13 protein-coding genes and 2 tRNA genes are annotated in these 14,589 nt (G+C 59.8%); 6 read left to right on the forward strand and 9 right to left on the reverse strand.

Annotated features, from left to right (window positions below; all coding sequences use genetic code 11):
• Window positions 1–150: 150 nt before the first annotated feature.
• Both TU73_RS22425 and TU73_RS22430 read right to left on the reverse strand, forming a co-directional pair.
• A tRNA-Asp gene (locus TU73_RS22425) sits at window positions 151–227 on the reverse strand.
• 19 nt (window positions 228–246) lie between these two features.
• Window positions 247–322 (reverse strand) — tRNA-Val (locus tag TU73_RS22430).
• Between the two features lie 159 nt (window positions 323–481).
• On the opposite strand from TU73_RS22430, the gene rdgC reads away from it, so the two are divergent.
• The 3 genes from rdgC to sugE all read left to right on the forward strand — a co-directional run bounded on the left by rdgC (window position 482) and on the right by sugE (window position 2,954).
• Complete coding sequence (rdgC, locus tag TU73_RS22435; RefSeq protein WP_003172886.1) at window positions 482–1,402, forward strand: recombination-associated protein RdgC; 921 nt, start codon at window positions 482–484, stop codon at window positions 1,400–1,402.
• A 166-nt stretch (window positions 1,403–1,568) separates the two neighbouring features.
• The gene (locus TU73_RS22440) at window positions 1,569–2,528 is read left to right on the forward strand and encodes a bile acid:sodium symporter family protein (RefSeq protein WP_057014050.1); all 960 of its coding nucleotides are present in this window, start codon (window positions 1,569–1,571) and stop codon (window positions 2,526–2,528) included.
• 111 nt (window positions 2,529–2,639) lie between these two features.
• Window positions 2,640–2,954, forward strand: a complete 315-nt coding sequence (gene sugE, locus TU73_RS22445; protein ID WP_010211634.1) for a quaternary ammonium compound efflux SMR transporter SugE — start codon at window positions 2,640–2,642, stop codon at window positions 2,952–2,954.
• Window positions 2,955–3,062: 108 nt separating this feature from the next.
• Here the strand turns inward: sugE and TU73_RS22450 are convergent, their stop codons facing one another.
• The 3 genes from TU73_RS22450 to TU73_RS22460 all read right to left on the reverse strand — a co-directional run bounded on the left by TU73_RS22450 (window position 3,063) and on the right by TU73_RS22460 (window position 7,439).
• A complete protein-coding gene (locus TU73_RS22450) occupies window positions 3,063–4,937 on the reverse strand; it encodes an MFS transporter (RefSeq protein ID WP_057014051.1) in 1,875 nt (624 codons plus the stop codon).
• Window positions 4,938–4,994: 57 nt separating this feature from the next.
• The gene (locus TU73_RS22455) at window positions 4,995–6,143 is read right to left on the reverse strand and encodes a TDT family transporter (RefSeq protein ID WP_057014052.1); all 1,149 of its coding nucleotides are present in this window, start codon (window positions 6,141–6,143) and stop codon (window positions 4,995–4,997) included.
• Between the two features lie 108 nt (window positions 6,144–6,251).
• On the reverse strand, window positions 6,252–7,439 hold the full coding sequence (locus TU73_RS22460) for an MFS transporter (RefSeq protein ID WP_057014053.1): 1,188 nt from the start codon (window positions 7,437–7,439) through the stop codon (window positions 6,252–6,254).
• A gap of 91 nt (window positions 7,440–7,530) precedes the next feature.
• Between TU73_RS22460 and TU73_RS22465 the strand changes: the two genes are divergently transcribed.
• A complete protein-coding gene (locus TU73_RS22465) occupies window positions 7,531–8,070 on the forward strand; it encodes a TetR/AcrR family transcriptional regulator (RefSeq protein ID WP_057014054.1) in 540 nt (179 codons plus the stop codon).
• Window positions 8,071–8,244: 174 nt separating this feature from the next.
• Here the strand turns inward: TU73_RS22465 and TU73_RS22470 are convergent, their stop codons facing one another.
• The 4 genes from TU73_RS22470 to TU73_RS22485 form a co-directional block, all read right to left on the reverse strand.
• Window positions 8,245–9,024, reverse strand: coding sequence for an ABC transporter permease (locus tag TU73_RS22470; protein WP_003190115.1), 780 nt, complete (start codon window positions 9,022–9,024; stop codon window positions 8,245–8,247).
• Window positions 9,021–9,953 carry an ABC transporter ATP-binding protein gene (locus TU73_RS22475; RefSeq protein WP_057014055.1) on the reverse strand — a complete coding sequence of 311 codons (933 nt, stop codon included), beginning with the start codon at window positions 9,951–9,953 and terminating at the stop codon, window positions 9,021–9,023. The genes TU73_RS22470 and TU73_RS22475 overlap by 4 nt, the downstream gene beginning before the upstream one ends.
• 135 nt (window positions 9,954–10,088) lie before the next feature.
• Window positions 10,089–10,706, reverse strand: a complete 618-nt coding sequence (locus TU73_RS22480; protein ID WP_057014056.1) for a glutathione S-transferase family protein — start codon at window positions 10,704–10,706, stop codon at window positions 10,089–10,091.
• A gap of 56 nt (window positions 10,707–10,762) precedes the next feature.
• Window positions 10,763–11,422 carry a transglutaminase-like domain-containing protein gene (locus tag TU73_RS22485; RefSeq protein WP_057014057.1) on the reverse strand — a complete coding sequence of 220 codons (660 nt, stop codon included), beginning with the start codon at window positions 11,420–11,422 and terminating at the stop codon, window positions 10,763–10,765.
• Between the two features lie 191 nt (window positions 11,423–11,613).
• On the opposite strand from TU73_RS22485, the gene TU73_RS22490 reads away from it, so the two are divergent.
• On the forward strand, window positions 11,614–14,061 hold the full coding sequence (locus TU73_RS22490) for an acyl-CoA dehydrogenase (RefSeq protein WP_057014058.1): 2,448 nt from the start codon (window positions 11,614–11,616) through the stop codon (window positions 14,059–14,061).
• Window positions 14,062–14,136: 75 nt separating this feature from the next.
• The gene (locus TU73_RS22495; protein WP_003190109.1) at window positions 14,137–14,544 is read left to right on the forward strand and encodes a PA2817 family protein; all 408 of its coding nucleotides are present in this window, start codon (window positions 14,137–14,139) and stop codon (window positions 14,542–14,544) included.
• The last annotated feature ends 45 nt before the right edge of the window (window positions 14,545–14,589 follow it).

A 14,589-nucleotide genomic window follows, 5' to 3' on the forward strand; every position in this document is an offset into this window, starting at 1 on the left:
CACCAAAAAACTGTAATGTCTTGATTTAAATGCAATTTATTTAAAAAAGTTCATCACACGCTTGTTTGCCATATTCCGGACAATAAAAAGCCCGCGATTAAGCGGGCTTTCTGTGGTGACCTGGCGTTCAGCATTCCAGGTTACCGAATATGGCGCAGCGGACGGGACTCGAACCCGCGACCCCCGGCGTGACAGGCCGGTATTCTAACCGACTGAACTACCGCTGCGCGTAACACATGAAGCGAATGGTGGGTGATGACGGGATCGAACCGCCGACCCTCTGCTTGTAAGGCAGATGCTCTCCCAGCTGAGCTAATCACCCTTCGTTTCGGTGTGGCGCGCATTCTACGGAGCGACCCTAAGTCTGGCAAGCACTTTCTTAAATCTTTTTTTTCAGCCCTTCCAATGGCTTAGGCAGGGTTGGCCTGGGGCGTGATCAAGAGAATAATGCCCCCCTTTGTATAGAGGAGAGACTCACCCCATGTGGTTCAAGAACCTGCTTATCTATCGCCTGACCCAAGATCTGCCTGTTGATGCCGAGGCGTTGGAAGCGGCCATGGCCACCAAGCTGGCGCGCCCTTGTGCAAGCCAGGAGTTGACCACTTATGGTTTCGTCGCACCTTTCGGTAAAGGTGAAGATGCTCCCCTGGTTCACGTCAGCGGCGACTTCCTGCTGATCGCAGCGCGCAAGGAAGAACGCATCCTGCCGGGTAGCGTGGTGCGTGATGCACTTAAAGAGAAAGTCGAAGAGATCGAAGCCGAGCAGATGCGCAAGGTCTATAAGAAGGAGCGCGACCAGATCAAGGATGAAATCATCCAGGCCTTCCTGCCCCGCGCCTTTATCCGTCGCTCGTCGACCTTCGCCGCCATCGCTCCGAAACAAGGCCTGATCCTGGTCAACTCGGCCAGCCCCAAGCGCGCCGAAGACTTGCTGTCGACCCTGCGTGAAGTGATCGGCACCCTGCCGGTCCGCCCGCTGACAGTAAAAACTGCCCCGACTGCAATCATGACCGACTGGGTCACCACCCAGAAACCGGCCGACGACTTCTTTGTCCTCGACGAATGCGAACTGCGCGACACCCACGAAGACGGCGGTATCGTGCGCTGCAAACGCCAGGACCTGACCGGCGAAGAGATCCAGCTGCACCTGACCACCGGCAAGGTCGTGACTCAATTGTCCCTGGCATGGCAGGACAAACTGTCCTTCATGCTCGACGACAAGATGACCGTCAAGCGCCTGAAATTCGAAGACCTGCTGCAAGACCAGGCGGAACAGGACGGCGGCGACGAAGCCCTGGGCCAACTGGATGCCAGCTTTACCTTGATGATGCTGACCTTCGGCGAGTTCCTGCCGGCGCTGGTTGAAGCACTGGGCGGCGAAGAGACACCACAGGGCATCTAAACAACACCGATCCAATGTGGGCACGGTCAGTGTGGGAGCTGGCTTGCCTGCGATAGCGGAGTGTCAGCCAGAGTATTGCCAACTGATACGCCGCTATCGCAGGCAAGCCAGCTCCCACATTTGATTGCATCGACAACTCAGAAATCGAATAAAAAAGGACATCCCCATGCGCGCACTCGCCGCCTTGAGCCGCTTCGTCGGTAACACCTTTGCCTACTGGGTGTTGATCTTTGCCGTTGTCGCCTTTCTCCAACCCAGCTGGTTCATCGGCCTGAAAAGCGCCATCGTCCCACTGCTGGGCCTGGTAATGTTCGGCATGGGGCTGACCTTGAAACTCGAAGACTTCGCCGAAGTCGCGCGCCATCCATGGCGCGTGGCCCTGGGCGTGGTCGCACATTTCGTGATCATGCCGGGCGTGGCATGGTTGCTGTGCCAGGTGTTCCATTTGCCGGCGGAAATTGCCGTCGGCGTGATCCTGGTGGGCTGTTGCCCAAGCGGCACCTCGTCCAACGTCATGACGTGGCTGGCCCGGGGCGACCTGGCATTGTCGGTGGCCATTGCCGCTGTCACCACCCTCCTCGCCCCGCTGCTCACCCCGGCATTGATCTGGCTGCTGGCCTCGGCCTGGCTGCCGGTGTCGTTCATGGAGCTGTTCTGGTCGATCCTGCAAGTGGTGCTGCTGCCCATCGTACTGGGCGTGGTCGCGCAGCGCTTGCTCGGTGATCGGGTAAGGCATGCGGTGGACGTGCTGCCACTGGTGTCGGTGGTCAGCATTGTGATCATCGTCGCGGCCGTGGTTGCTGCAAGCCAAGGCAAGATTGCCGAGTCGGGTCTGCTGATCATGGCCGTGGTGATGTTGCACAACAGCTTCGGTTACCTGCTGGGTTACTTCACCGGGCGCTTGTTCAAGTTGCCCTTGGCGCAACGCAAATCGTTGGCACTGGAAGTAGGCATGCAGAACTCCGGGCTGGGTGCTGCGCTGGCCAGTGCGCACTTTTCGCCGCTGGCGGCAGTGCCCAGTGCATTGTTCAGTGTCTGGCACAATATTTCCGGGGCACTGCTGTCGACCTACTTCCGCCGCATGAGTGAGAAGGAAGACCGCCGCGCATTGGAAAGCGCGCCGTAACTTGATCGTCTGATCCGATTTCGGCACTCTACCAAACTTCGCGGGGACGACCTCGCGACGCTATCAAGCGCCTACCAGGGGACGACCCCACTTTGTAGAAGCGAGGTCATCATGTCCTGGATCATCCTGTTTTTTGCCGGGTTATTCGAAGTCGGCTGGGCGGTCGGCTTGAAGTACACCGACGGTTTCAGCAAGCCACTGCCCACAGCCCTGACGATTGCCGCCATGGCCGTCAGTCTGGGACTGCTGGGGCTGGCCATGAAGGAACTGCCGCTGGGCACCGCCTATGCCATCTGGACCGGCGTGGGTGCCGTGGGAACAGTGATCGCCGGGATTATCCTGTTTGGAGAATCCATGGCGCTGTTTCGGTTGGCCAGTGTGGCATTGATTATTTGCGGGCTGATTGGCCTCAAGATTTCCACTTAGGCCACTACCGCTATCGCAGGCAAGCCAGCTCCCACCTTTTGAATTGTGAATACAGTCAAATGTGGGAGCTGGCTTGCCTGCGATGAGGCCCTGACAAGCAACAAAAAACTACCTGACACTCCCCCGCAAACCACCCACCACAGCCTGCAACTGCACCGGCGTCGCCGCATCCACAGCCACCGGCTCACCCGCCACCAACACCACCCGTGACCAGATCCGATGGAAAAAGCCCTTGTGCGGATCGCGACTGAAAAAACTCCCCCACAGCCCCTGCAACGCCATCGGAATCACCGGCACCGGTGTCTCCTCCAGAATGCGCGTCACCCCACCACGAAACTCATTCATCTCGCCATCGGCCGTCAACTTGCCTTCCGGGAAAATGCACACCAACTCGCCGTCCTGCAGGTACTGGGCAATCCGCGAAAACGCCTTTTCATAGACCTGGATATCTTCATGCCGCCCAGCAATCGGAATCGCGCCGGCGGTGCGGAAGATAAAGTTGAGCACCGGTAAGCGGTAAATCTTGTAGTACATGACAAAGCGAATCGGCCGACGCACCGCACCACCAATCAACAGCGCATCGACAAACGACACGTGGTTGCACACCAGCAACGCCGCGCCTTCATCCGGAATAGCCTCCAGGTTGCGATGCTCCACGCGGTACATGGAGTGGCTGAGCAGCCAGATCATGAAGCGCATGGTGAACTCAGGGACGATCTTGAAGATGTAGGTGTTGACCGCGACGTTGAGCAACGACACCACCAGGAACAACTCGGGGATCGACAGCTTGGCCACGCTCAGCAGCAGGATCGAGACGATGGCCGAAACCACCATGAACAGCGCGTTGAGGATATTGTTGGCCGCGATCACCCGCGCCCGTTCGTTCTCGGCGGTGCGCGACTGGATCAGCGCATACAGCGGCACGATGTAAAAGCCGCCGAACACACCCAGGCCGAGGATATCGAACAGCACCCACCACGCCTGGCCGTAGCTGAGCACCGCGAGCCAATCGTTGGCTTGCACGTTCTGCGGGAAGCCGCCGGAGTGCCACCACAGCAGCAGGCCGAACACGGTCAGGCCAAACGAGCCAAACGGCACCAGACCGATTTCCACCTTACGCCCGGAGAGCTTTTCGCACAGCATCGAGCCCAGGGCGATGCCCACCGAGAATACCGTGAGGATCAAGGTCACCACGGTTTCGTCGCCGTACAACCATTCCTTGGCATAGGCCGGGATTTGCGTGAGGTAGATCGCGCCGACAAACCAGAACCATGAGTTGCCGACAATCGAGCGCGACACTGCAGGCGTCTGCCCCAGCCCCATGCGCAACGTCGCCCAGGACTGGGTGAAGATATTCCAGTTCAGGCGCAGTTGCGGTGTGGAGGCCGCCGCACGCGGGATGCTGCGGCTGGCCAGGTAGCCCAGCACCGCCACGGCCACAATCGCCACCGCCACCACCGGCGCGTAATGGGTCGAAGACATCATGATCCCGGCGCCGATGGTGCCGGCCAGGATCGCCAGGAACGTGCCCATCTCCACCAAGCCGTTACCGCCGACCAACTCATCGTCGTGCAATGCCTGGGGCATGATCGAGTATTTCACTGGGCCGAACAGCGCCGAGTGAGTGCCCATGGCAAACAGCGCCAGCAGCATCAGTTCAAGATGATTGGTCAGGAAGCCCGTCGCGCCCACCGCCATGATCACGATTTCGCCGATCTTGATCGCGCGGATCAACGCGTCCTTGTTGAATTTCTCGCCAAACTGCCCGGCCAACGCCGAGAACAGGAAGAACGGCAGGATAAACAACAAGGCGCACAAGTTGACCCAGATGGAGCGGTCGCCCTCGATGGTGAGCTTGTAAAGGATGGCCAGGATCAGCGATTGCTTGAAGATGTTGTCGTTGAACGCGCCCAGCAGCTGGGTGATGAAAAACGGCAAGAAACGCCGTGTGCGCAGCAAGGTGAATTGCGAGGGGTGGCTCATCGTCCGTGTTCCTGCGTGGCCTGTTATTGATCAGGCCACGACTTTACCTAATCCCGCTTACTTATTCCCTAACCCTGCAATGCATGGCGAAACAAAAAGCTCGCCTTTATACGCGCCCTGCACCGTGCGCTTGGCCACGAGCATCCACATCAGCGCCAGCGCCGCCACCAGCACACTGCCGAATACGCTGAAGAACCCCAGATGCAACAGATTCGCCAGCTTCAATGTAGCCAGGGCATACACCCCCAGCGGGAAGGTGAAGCCCCACCAGCCAAGATTAAACGGAATGCCCGCACGCAGGTAACGCAGGGTGATCAGCACCGCGATCAACATCCACCACAGGCCAAAGCCCCACAAGGTGACGCCTGCGATCAGGCCCAGGCCATGGGCCATTTCACCGACACTCGCCAGGCCATTGGCAGCGAAGATCGCCGGCGCATCGCTACCGAGCAGCAACATGCCCAGGGCACCCGTACCGATAGGGCCCAGGGCCAGCCAGCTCGACGCCGCCATATTGGCGTGAGGCAACTTATGCAAGGCCATGCGCAACATCAGTATGGTCAGAATGCTGAACGCCACGGGCAGCGAGAACGCCCACAGCACGTAGCTGGTCACCAGCATCACCAGTTGCCCATGGGCGTCGACCAAGTGCGGCGCCAGTAAGCCACCGCTGGCCGCCGCTACTTCGGCAGCCACCACGGGCAACAACCAGACCGCGGTCATCTGATCAATGCTGTGCTCCTGGCGAGTGAACATCATGAACGGGATCAGCACGCCACAGGCCAGGGACATGGCGACGTCCAGCCACCACAGGGCTTCGGCCAACGGGATCACATCACCGCCCCAGCGCGGCAGGCCGAACAGCAGCAAACCGTTAAGAATGGTCGCCAGGCCCATAGGGATGGTGCCGAAGAACATCGAGACGGTGGAGTGCCCGAAAATCCGCCGTGCCTCGTGAAAAAACATCACCCAACGGGCGGCATACAACACGCTGAACAGCATGAACAGCCCGATGGTGAATAGCCACAGGCCTTCTGCCACAGCGTGCAAGCCTGGCAGGCTGACCGGCAGTTGGGCCAATGCCAGCGCCAGCACTCCGGTGCCCATAGTGGCCGCGAACCAGTTCGGAGTGAACTGGCGAATCACTTCCCGGGGACGGGCCAGGTGACTTAAAGGTTTGTAGCTGTTGATAGTCGAGCAGGTCATGGCGTTAATCCTCTTCCTCACATGAGGTTGAAGCCATGATAGAACCTGATCGAATATCTATATAACGGGTAATATCTCTAACTATTATCTACTTTACAGATATATAACTTATGCGGCGGCCCTGCCTCGCGAAGCATTCTGCAATAGCATCCCAGCGAGTGCGCCGAGGGCCAGCACAATAAGCATCACACCGTAGCCATCCGCGGTAGCAACCAGTCCAAACACTCGGCTGAGATTACCCGCCAACAGCGCAGGCACGCAGAACGCCAGGTAGCTCAATACATAGAACGCTGACATCAAGCCAGCCCGCTCGTGGGGCAACGCCAAACCGACAATACTGCGCACACTGCCCATGAAGCCACCGCCGAAACCCAAGCCGGCAATCACACTGGCGACAAAGAACAGCCACAGGCTGGCGGTCTGCACGGCAACCAGCAGCAGCCCTACGCCCACCGCCAGCAGCGCCGCCGATAGGCGCATGACCTTGTCGGCCGCACGGTTGCGCAGGCTGTAGATCATCACCGCGCCACTCAAGGTCACCACCGCCACCAGGCCACCGCCGATCAAATGCGAGCTCGACCCCGTCGCGGCCCGCACCAGCGACGGCGCCAGGGAGGACACGAACCCACCCAGCGCCCACACCGCCACATTCAGCGGCATCGCCAACCACAAAGCCCGGCGCGCTTGGGGCGGTACGTGCAGGGTTGGCGCCAGGGACTTCAAGGCCCCTGGTATCCGGCTGACGGTTTCAGGCAGACGCCACAGGTACAGGGCCTGCAGCACCATCAAGCCCAGCAGGGTCAAATAGACCAATTGGGTCGGCCGCGGCGCGTACTCCACCAGCAAGCCGCTGCCCAGGCCACCACAGGCCATGCCGAGCATCGGCGCGAGGCTGTTGAGCATCGGGCCGCGCACGCGGTCGGTATCGAGCAATGTCGCGCTCAACACCGCTGTGGCAGTCCCGGTCGCGAAGCCCTGCAATGCACGAGCAGCAAGCAGGCAGGCGGTGCTGTCAGCGTAGATAAACAGCAGCATCGCCACGATATTCAGCAGCAGCGCGGCGAAAATCACCGGCTTGCGCCCCAGGTAATCCGAGAGCGACCCCACGGTCAGCAACGCCGCCAACAGGCTCACGGCATAAACGCCGAAAATGGCCGTGAGCATCGCGGCCGAAAAATGCAGGTTTTCCTGGTACACCTGATACAACGGTGTCGGCGCACTGGACGCGGCGAGGAAGGTCAACACGGTGATCACCAGGAACGCCAGGCTGGACCGGTGAGAAATGTTGCTGGACATGGGCACGCTCCGCTAAAGCTAATATTTTGCTTTTGCAGAGTGTGCTACCCGTCGGCGCTTAAAGCAAATTCTTTGTGTTAAGGTTTTAAGCATGGCGATTAAAGAAGGCCTCCGCCCGGGGGGCCGTAGTGCCCGGGTACAAGAATCCGTTCATTCGGCAGTGCGCGAATTGCTCGAAGCCCATGAGCGATCCAGTGTCACTGTGCCGATGATTGCGGCACGCGCAGGCGTTACGCCCTCGACCATTTACCGGCGCTGGGGTGACCTTTCCGTTTTGCTCGCCGACGTGGCCCTGGCGCGCCTGCGCCCGGACAGCGAGCCGGCCGAGACCGGCAGCCTGCGCGGTGACCTGCAGGCCTGGGCTGAGCAATACCTGGATGAAATGAGTTCGGACGTAGGGCGCAATATGATGCGCGACGTGCAAAGCAGCCCTACGCCAGGGTATTGCGTGAGCATCCTGAGTGGGCAGTTGCAGGTGATTGTTGATCGCTATCGACAGGAACAGCCGCCGAGCGTTGACCATCTGATCAACCTGCTCGCCGCACCGACGGTGTTTCGTATTCTGTTTTCGGCCCAGCCGTTGGCTGTTGAAGAACTGCATGACCTGATCGAACTGGCATTAAAAAACTAAAGCGCGTGCGCCGCCCAAAATGTGGGAGCTGGCTTGCCTGCGATGCAGACACCTCGGTACACCCGTCAAGCGAAGTCGATACCATCGCAGGCAAGCCAGCTCCCACATTTGTTCGGTGTGCATCCAATAAAAAACGGCCTCTGATGAGGCCGTTTTGTTATTTCCAATCCCACATCATGTACGCATCCCACGCCCACTCACCAGCAACCGCGCGCAGCCGATATACAAGACGATGGTGGCGACGATCATGAAAGTGATCGCCACGCTGATCTTGATATCCGACACGCCCAGAATGCCGTAGCGGAAGGCGTTGACCATATGCAGCACGGGGTTGGCCAGGGACACGGTCTGCCAGAACGGCGGCAGCAAGGTGATGGAGTAGAACACCCCGCCCAGGTAGGTCAGCGGCGTCAGCACGAAGGTTGGGATAATCGAAATATCATCGAAGTTGCGCGCGAAAACGGCGTTGATGAACCCCAGCAACGAGAAGATCGTCGCCGTGAGCACTACCACCAGAATGGTGACCCCAAGGTGATGCACTTGCAGGTGAGTGAAGAACAGCGACAGCAGCGTCACGATCACACCCACCATCAGGCCACGCAACACACCTCCCAAGGTGTAGCCGATCAAGATTGTGTGCGGCGACACCGGCGAAACCATCAGCTCCTCAATGGAGCGCTGGAACTTGCTGCCGAAGAAACTGGAGACCACGTTGCCGTAGGAGTTGGTGATCACCGACATCATGATCAGGCCCGGCACGATGTACTCCATGTAGGTGAAGCCACCCATGTCACCGATCTGCCGGCCAATCAGGTTACCGAAGATCACGAAGTACAGGACCATGGTGATCGCCGGTGGCAGCAGGGTCTGCGGCCAGATCCGGGTAAAGCGTTTCACTTCGCGATAAACGATGGTTTGCAGCGCGACAAGGTTGGGTTGCAGTTCGGAACTCATACCGCCACCTTCGCCAGATTTTTCTCCACCAGGGACACGAACAACTCCTCAAGGCGATTGGTTTTATTACGCAGGCTCAACACTTCGATGTTCTGGGTCGCCAACTGGGTGAACAGCGCGGTGATGCCCATGGCTTTGTCCACCTGCACTTCCAGGGTGTGGCTGTCGACCAGGCGGCTTGGATAACCCAGGAGTTGCGGTGCCACCGTCAGGTTGTTCTTCAAGTCGAGCAGGAAGGTTTCCACATGCAACTGGCCCAGCAGGTTGCGCATGCTGGTGTTCTCGACAATGGTGCCGTGGTCGATGATGCCGATGTTGCGGCACAGCTGCTCAGCCTCCTCCAGGTAATGGGTGGTGAGGATGATGGTGATGCCCTTCTCGTTCAGTTCGGTGAGGAAGGCCCACATCGAACGGCGCAGCTCAATGTCCACGCCCGCGGTAGGTTCGTCGAGGATCAACAGGCGCGGCTCATGCACCAGGGCGCGGGCAATCATCAGGCGGCGTTTCATACCGCCGGACAGCGAACGTGAAGGTACATCGCGCTTGTCCCACAGGCCCAGTTGGGTCAGATACTGCTCGGCGCGCTCCTTGGCGATTTTCGCCGGGATGCCGTAGTAGCCAGCCTGGGTCACGACGATGTCGAAGGTCTTTTCGAACTGGTTGAAGTTGAACTCCTGGGGCACCACGCCGATGGAACGCTTGAGTGCCGCCGGGGATTTGTCCAGGTCATGCCCGAAGATATTCACCGTGCCGCTGGTCTTGTTGACCAGGGTCGAGAGGATGCCGATGGTGGTGGATTTGCCGGCACCGTTGGGGCCGAGCAAGGCGAAGAAATCACCTTCGGCAACATCCAGATCGATACCACTCAGGGCCTGGAAACCGTTGCCGTAGGTTTTGGTTAGCTGCCGGATGGACAGAGCGGAACTCATATCGGGATACGCACCAAAGAAGGGAATAGAAACAATAGATGAGGGCACACCGCCGGTAGTTCAACCGGCGGTGCAGTGCGAGCATGGTGCGTGCCCATGCCGCACAAGTACAGTCACCCGTATTAATAGTGTGTATTAAGTCAACGCGGTCATCACCGCGTTGCGATAGGCCGGTCGCTGTTGCAGGCGTTGGTACCAGGCCTCTAGATGGGGCATTGCAGGGCGTTCGATAGGCATCTCGAACCAGGCGTAGATAAAGCTGCCCAGGGGGATATCCCCCATGCCGATCTCATTGCCCGACAGGTAAGGTTGCTCGGCAAGGGCCTGGTCGACAGTCTTGAGCACCTCAATGCAGGCTTGGCGCCCGGCATGGATGTTGTCCCAGTTCTGTTTTTCCGCCGGGGTGCGCAGCACGCCCCAGAACACGGTTTTGAACGGTTCGGCAAACGTAGAGGTGGTCCAGTCCATCCACTTTTCGGCGTTGGCGCGGGCCTTCAGATCGCTTGGGTACCAGCTGGAAGCCTGCTTGGCGCACAAATAACGCACGATGGTGTTGGACTCCCACAACACAAAGTCGCCATCTTCGATCATCGGCACCCGGCCATTGGGGTTCAGGGCCCGGTACTGCGGGGTGTCGACCACACCGAAAGCCCCGCCCGCATCAATTGCCTCATAGTCCAGGCCGAGCTCCTCGGCGCACCACAGTGCTTTCCTGACGTTTGACGAATTTTTACGACCCCAGATTTTCAGCATGACCGCGCCTTCTTGTTAATCAACTTGGCTGGATGAAGGCAGCAGCATACGCCGGTTCAGGCGCGGCTTAAATCGTCCTGCATGTCGCCCAGCAGGGTCGGCGCATCGTCGGCGAACAAGTGCGGGTAACACTTTTGGATATGGGCGAAGAAAAATGCTTCGGGCACGTCAGGAAATTGCCCGTGGTCCACCACGTACTCCATGGAGCGCTGGCCCTGGCGATTGAACGCGTGGAAGACGCTGTCATGGCGGCCATCGAACGCCAGCGGCGGCACATCGAACAGGTCGCACAGTTGCTGGTTGAAGGCAGGAGTCGCCTTGACCCAGCGGCCGTTCAGGTAAAGCTCGGTATAACCGTGCATGGCGAACACGTCGCTCTTGAGCAGAGCGAGCAGGCGTGGGGTGGACAGGTGATTGCGCACATCCGCCAAGCCGATTCGGGCCGGTATACCGCAGTGGCGGGCGCAGGCAGCGAGCAAGGTGGCCTTGGGCACGCAGTAGCTTTGGCCGGCAGCCAGGGCGAAGCTGGCGTTCAAGGTGCCGGGGTCACGGCTGAAGGTGTAGGGGTTGTAGCGAATCGCCTCACGCACGGCGTAGTAGAGACTGACTGCCTGGTCACTTAAATCCGCACGGGTTCCGCGATGTTTTTCGGCGAACTCCACCACTGCAGGGTGGTCACTATCGATGAAGCGGCTGGGACTCAAGTATGCGTTCATAAGCTTGATCTCCAAAGGAAGCGTCAAGTCTAACGACAGGCTTGCCACAAGAGATAACGACGATTCTGCCAAATGTCGGCGCCTGCGGATGGGTAGTCGAGTACAACTTGTAACACCCTGATCACCCGGCTTGATCGGATGCCGACTAAGCTCCCTGGTGGTTTCGCCCCTGGTTTCACGGAGGATTGCATATGCTGTTGTTGTGGATACTGGTGCTGGTGGTCGGCATTGCCTACCTGGCACACCGCCGTACCGCCCCCCTGCCCGCCCTGGGCGTGGTCGCCGTCTACCTGCTGGCGATGGGCGCCTGGAGCCACGCACCGGGTTGGCTGCTGCTGATCTTCTGGGTGCTCATCGCCGTGGTCGCCGTGCCGTTGCTGTTGCCCGACCTGCGCCGCCAATACTTCACCAAGCCGCTGTTCAGCTGGTTCCAGAAAGTCTTGCCGCCGATGTCCGAGACCGAACGCGATGCCATCGATGCCGGCACCGTCTGGTGGGACGGGGAACTGTTCAGCGGGCGCCCCGACTGGGACAAATTGCTGGCCTACCCCAAGGCGCAATTGACCGAAGAAGAACAGGCGTTTATCGACGGCCCTACCGAAGAACTCTGCGCCATGGTCAGCGACTGGGAAATCGGCCAGGCGATGGACCTGCCGCCGGCGGCTTGGGAACACATCAAGGCCCACGGCTTCTTCGCCCTGATCATTCCCAAGGAATATGGCGGCAAGGGATTCTCCGCCTATGCCCACTCCCAGGTCGCCATGAAACTCGCGACCCGCAGCGGTGACCTCGCCTCGACCGTGATGGTGCCCAACTCCCTCGGCCCGGCCGAGCTGCTGCTGCACTATGGCACTGAGGAACAACGCAACCACTACCTGCCGCGCCTGGCCCGTGGCGACGACATTCCATGCTTCGCCCTCACCGGTCCGCTGGCCGGCTCCGATGCGGGCGCCATGCCCGACACCGGCGTGATCTGCAAAGGCGAATGGGAAGGCAAGGAAACCCTCGGCCTGCGCCTGAACTGGGAAAAACGCTACATCACCCTCGGCCCGGTCGCGACCCTGCTCGGCCTGGCCTTCAAGGCCCATGACCCGGACCATCTGCTGGGCGATGAAGAAGACCTGGGCATCAGCCTGGCATTGATTCCAACCGATACCCCTGGCGTTGAAATCGGCCGTCGTCACCTGCCCCTGGGCGCCGCGTTCATGAACGGCCCCAACTCCGGCAAGGACGTGTTCATCCCCCTGGAATACCTGATCGGTGGCCAGGAAATGCTCGGCAAGGGCTGGATGATGCTGATGAACTGCCTGTCGGTGGGCCGCTCCATCTCCCTGCCGGCAGTCGGTACCGGCGCGGCCAAGTTCACCAGCCTGGTGACCGGGCAATACGCCCAGGTGCGCGAGCAGTTCAACGTACCGCTGTCGGCCTTCGAAGGTATCCAGGAAGCCCTGGCGCGCATCGGCGGCAATGCCTGGCTGATGGACAGCGCCCGCATGCTCACCGCCAATGCCGTGGATTTGGGCGAGAAGCCCTCGGTGTTGTCGGCGATCCTCAAGTACCACCTGACCGAGCGCGGCCGTGAGTGCATCAGCCACGCCATGGACGTGCACGGCGGCAAGGGCATCATCATGGGCCCGAACAACTACCTGGGTCGTAGCTGGCAAGGCGCGCCGATCTTCATCACGGTGGAAGGCGCGAATATCCTTTCGCGCAACCTGATGATTTTCGGCCAGGGCGCGATTCGCTGCCATCCGTTCGTCCTTAAGGAGATGGCCCTGGCCGGTCGCGAAGACCATGACCAGGCGCTGAAGGAGTTCGATGGCCTGCTGATGCAACACATCGGCTTTGCCGTGAGCAACGCGGCCAGCACCCTGGTGCTGAACCTGGGCTTCGGGCATTTCGACAAAGCCCCTGGCAACCGTTTGAGCCAGGGCTACTTCCGCGCCCTGAACCGCCAGGCGGCGGCGTTTGCGCTGCTGGCAGACCTGAGCATGATGCTGCTGGGCGGCGAACTGAAACGTCGCGAACGCTTGTCGGCGCGCCTGGGTGACGTGCTCAGCCATATGTACCTGGCATCGGCGGCGCTCAAGCGTTATCACGACCTCGACTCGCCGGATCACCTGGAACCGCTGTTCGCCTGGGCCATGGAAGAAAGCCTGGGTAAATCGGAACGCGCACTGGATGAACTGCTGAGCAACTTCCCGAACAAAGTGTTGGGCTGTCTGCTGCGGGTGATCGTGTTCCCGTTCGGGCGTCGGCATACCGGGCCGTCCGACGCGCTGGATGCCGAAGTGGCCGAAGTGATCGGTCGCGCCAAGGGCGACCCGACCCTGGAAGAATTGTTGGCCGGCTGCTATCGCCCGCAATCGGCAGAAGACCCAGTGGGCGCGCTGCAGCATGCCTACGACCTGCTCGGTGCCAGCCATCCGTTGCAGAAAAAACTGCATGCCGCGCTTAAAAGCGGGCAAGTCAAACCGACGGCCGGTGAGTCTGCCATCGACGCAGCCCTGCACGCCGGCGTGCTGCAACCGGCCGAAGCGCAAACCTTGCGTGACGCCGAAGCGGCGCGGCGCACAGTGATCGACGTGGATGATTTCAGCAAGGAAGAGCTGATGCAGGCCGAAGGTAAAGTCCGCTGAGTCAAGCGGTCATATAAATACGGGCGCGAGAGGCATATACTCTCGCGCCCGTTTTTGCTTTAGAGGACTTATCTCGTGTCCAACGTCGTTGCCGATCATCTCGTCTTGCTCGACCACTTGCGCAGCATCCTGGTTGCCGTCGGCGAAGCCGAACAGGTGCCCGAGGAAAGCCACTCGCTGTTCCTGGAGCGTTTTGACGAACTGCGCGCCCTGCTGCCGATCGACCCGATCGAAAGCCAGTACCTGGGCCAGGACCTGATGAGCCAGGTCATCCTGCGCTACCCGCAGATCGCCCATTTGGTCCCCCGCGATCTGCTGTGGTTCTTTGGCGGTGACTGCCTGCACTTCATGCCCGACGAGGAACTGGACCTGTACCAGGCCCTGGAAGAGCGTCGCTATGAAGCTGAACAGAACGACGAACCGTTCGACTGGAACCAGGAAAAGCAACTGCTGGCCATGCCCCAAGACCAGAGCAAGCACTGATTTTTCAAACACTGAGATTCAAATGTGGGAGGGGGCTTGCCCCCG

Origin of the sequence: Pseudomonas libanensis (assembly GCF_001439685.1) — a bacterium.
Lineage (GTDB): Bacteria > Pseudomonadota > Gammaproteobacteria > Pseudomonadales > Pseudomonadaceae > Aquipseudomonas > Aquipseudomonas libanensis.

Coding starts and splice junctions, on each gene's coding strand:
- TU73_RS22465 (WP_057014054.1), top strand. CDS start 7,531: ATGGCGATTAAAGAAGGCCTCCGCCCGGGGGGCCGTAGTGCCCGGGTA.
- TU73_RS22470 (WP_003190115.1), bottom strand. CDS start 9,024: ATGAGTTCCGAACTGCAACCCAACCTTGTCGCGCTGCAAACCATCGTT.
- TU73_RS22450 (WP_057014051.1), bottom strand. CDS start 4,937: ATGAGCCACCCCTCGCAATTCACCTTGCTGCGCACACGGCGTTTCTTG.
- rdgC (WP_003172886.1), top strand. CDS start 482: ATGTGGTTCAAGAACCTGCTTATCTATCGCCTGACCCAAGATCTGCCT.
- TU73_RS22440 (WP_057014050.1), top strand. CDS start 1,569: ATGCGCGCACTCGCCGCCTTGAGCCGCTTCGTCGGTAACACCTTTGCC.
- TU73_RS22455 (WP_057014052.1), bottom strand. CDS start 6,143: ATGACCTGCTCGACTATCAACAGCTACAAACCTTTAAGTCACCTGGCC.
- TU73_RS22485 (WP_057014057.1), bottom strand. CDS start 11,422: ATGAACGCATACTTGAGTCCCAGCCGCTTCATCGATAGTGACCACCCT.
- TU73_RS22490 (WP_057014058.1), top strand. CDS start 11,614: ATGCTGTTGTTGTGGATACTGGTGCTGGTGGTCGGCATTGCCTACCTG.
- TU73_RS22475 (WP_057014055.1), bottom strand. CDS start 9,953: ATGAGTTCCGCTCTGTCCATCCGGCAGCTAACCAAAACCTACGGCAAC.
- sugE (WP_010211634.1), top strand. CDS start 2,640: ATGTCCTGGATCATCCTGTTTTTTGCCGGGTTATTCGAAGTCGGCTGG.
- TU73_RS22480 (WP_057014056.1), bottom strand. CDS start 10,706: ATGCTGAAAATCTGGGGTCGTAAAAATTCGTCAAACGTCAGGAAAGCA.
- TU73_RS22460 (WP_057014053.1), bottom strand. CDS start 7,439: ATGTCCAGCAACATTTCTCACCGGTCCAGCCTGGCGTTCCTGGTGATC.